This window comes from Parafrankia soli, from assembly GCF_001854695.1.
In the GTDB taxonomy this organism is placed as follows: Bacteria; Actinomycetota; Actinomycetes; order Frankiales; family Frankiaceae; genus Parafrankia; species Parafrankia soli.
In genome coordinates this window covers 1-1,818 of record NZ_MAXA01000149.1, presented here as the reverse complement: position 1 = coordinate 1,818, position 1,818 = coordinate 1, and the positions used below count along the sequence as shown (strand labels likewise).

The following is a 1,818-nucleotide window of genomic DNA, read 5'->3' as shown; positions in this document are numbered from 1 at the left end:
CCGGACCTTCCTGGCGCGCGGGATTGAAAACGCGCGTTTTCGTCTTGTGGTAGGGGGGCAGGCCGGTTCTCGTGCTGTTTGCGTGACGGGATGTCCTCGCTACGTCGCCGAAACGCCCTCATGTGACGTGTTGTGTGCGAATAGTGGATAGGTGGTTCGTCGGGGTTCTTCGGCTTCGCGGCGTCGTCCGAGTGCTCGCCGTACTCGTCCGTCTCAGGCTCGCCGGGCGCGGGGGCGTCCATCGTCGCGGCCGCCGGTGGGGGAGCGGGTGGTTCCTCGGGTGGCGTTCGGTGGCGTGGTTCTCGTCGTGATGGTCCAGGTGCTTGTGGAGCTGCTGGGCTGGTGGACGCTGCCGCTCGGGCTGCTCGTGGCGCTGGCAGCCGTCGGGGTCCTGCTCACGATTCGCGCCAGCCGGATCCGCGAGATTGGGCGGAGGGCGGCGGTCGCCGTCCTCGACACTCTGAGCCCGGCCGGGTTCGAGCATCACGTCGCGGATCTACTGACTCGTGACGGCTGCCGGCGGGTGCGGGTGGTCGGGGGCCGTGGGGACGGGGGTGTGGACGTGCTCGCCCTCACGCCGCGCGGGGCCCGGATTGCGGTGCAGTGCAAGCACTACCGCAGTCGTCCTGTGGGTCCGTCCGAGGTGCGGGACTTCAACGGCTGCGCGTGGACGGATCACCGTGCCGATATCGCGCTGATGGTCACCTCGGGCCGGTTCACCGCTGCGGCCGCGGACTTCGGGCAGCGTCATCGGATCCAGATGGTCGACCGGGAGCTGCTGGCGCGGTGGATGGCCGGCGAGCGGATCCTGCCCGGTATCCCGGCGCCGCGGCGCAGCCCTGTCGATGTCTCGCCTACCTCCGGAGATGCCTCGCGATGATCGTGCTGTTCGTGTGCATCGTGGCCGTGCCGTTCGTGGCGGGTCTGTACTGGCTGTCTCGCTGTGGCGCGGCGACCCGTACGACCGGCCGCCTGTGCTACCGCCGGCGCCGGGGGCTGCTCAGCCGCTGCCAGGACCACGGGTTCCAGCTGATCGCCCGCGGTGACCTTCTCGCGATCCTGTTCTTCGCGATCGCCTACGGCGGCTTCCGCTTCTACAAGATCCTCAGCTAGACGGGAACGCGCCAGACAGCCGCATCTGATCTTGTTGGGAATCGAACGTTTCCCGAACAAGATCAGGCGTGGCCGTCGCTGTCGATGTCCGAAGTCGCTGGCGCGGCCGAGCTGGGCGTTCGTGCTGACGTGCAGAGGAGTCCGGGCCCGCGGGATGCGTCGAACTCGCCTGCGTGACGGCCGGCCTCGGCCGTGATCGTGCGGGTGGGCCGCCAGCTGTTCCGTGCCGGTCAGCTGGTGACACCTGCGGCGGCCGCGGCCCGCAGGTAGCTGTACACGGTCTCGCGGCTGATGCCGAACTCGCGGGCGAGGTCGGACTTCCGCTCGCCGGTGGCAGCACGCTCACGGAGCTGGTCGGCCTGCTGGGGGGTGAGGGCGGGTTTGCGGCCGGTGTAGACGCCGCGCTGGCGGGCGGCGGCGATGCCTTCGCGTTGGCGTTCGAGGATGAGTGCGCGTTCGAACTCGGCGAACGCGCCCATGACGGAGAGCAGCAGTGTCGCCATGGGTGAGTCTTCGCCGGTGAAGGTGAGGTTCTCCTTGACGAACTCCACCCGCACGCCTTTGCCGGTGAGGGTCCGTACGAGGCGGCGTAGGTCGTCGAGGTTGCGGGCGAGGCGGTCCATGGAGTGCACGAGCACGGTGTCGCCGTCGCGGACGAACGCGATCATCTCGTCGAGCTTCGGCCGGGAGGTGTCCTTCCCGGAC

The 1,818-nt window shown here is 69.1% G+C and carries 3 protein-coding genes; 2 read left to right on the top strand and 1 reads right to left on the bottom strand.

Annotated elements, in window-relative coordinates; translation table 11 throughout:
* Positions 1–280: 280 nt before the first annotated feature.
* Both BBK14_RS13365 and BBK14_RS13360 read left to right on the top strand, forming a co-directional pair.
* A complete protein-coding gene (locus tag BBK14_RS13365; RefSeq protein ID WP_241831460.1) occupies positions 281–880 on the top strand; it encodes a restriction endonuclease in 600 nt (199 codons plus the stop codon).
* Positions 877–1,113 carry a hypothetical protein gene (locus tag BBK14_RS13360; protein ID WP_071062443.1) on the top strand — a complete coding sequence of 79 codons (237 nt, stop codon included), beginning with the start codon at positions 877–879 and terminating at the stop codon, positions 1,111–1,113. The genes BBK14_RS13365 and BBK14_RS13360 overlap by 4 nt, the downstream gene beginning before the upstream one ends.
* Positions 1,114–1,343: 230 nt before the next feature.
* On the opposite strand, the gene BBK14_RS13355 is transcribed toward BBK14_RS13360, so the two are convergent.
* A partial coding sequence (locus BBK14_RS13355; RefSeq protein WP_071062441.1) for a recombinase family protein occupies positions 1,344–1,818 on the bottom strand: 475 nt, incomplete at its 5' end.

Coding starts and splice junctions, on each gene's coding strand:
- BBK14_RS13360 (WP_071062443.1), top strand. CDS start 877: ATGATCGTGCTGTTCGTGTGCATCGTGGCCGTGCCGTTCGTGGCGGGT.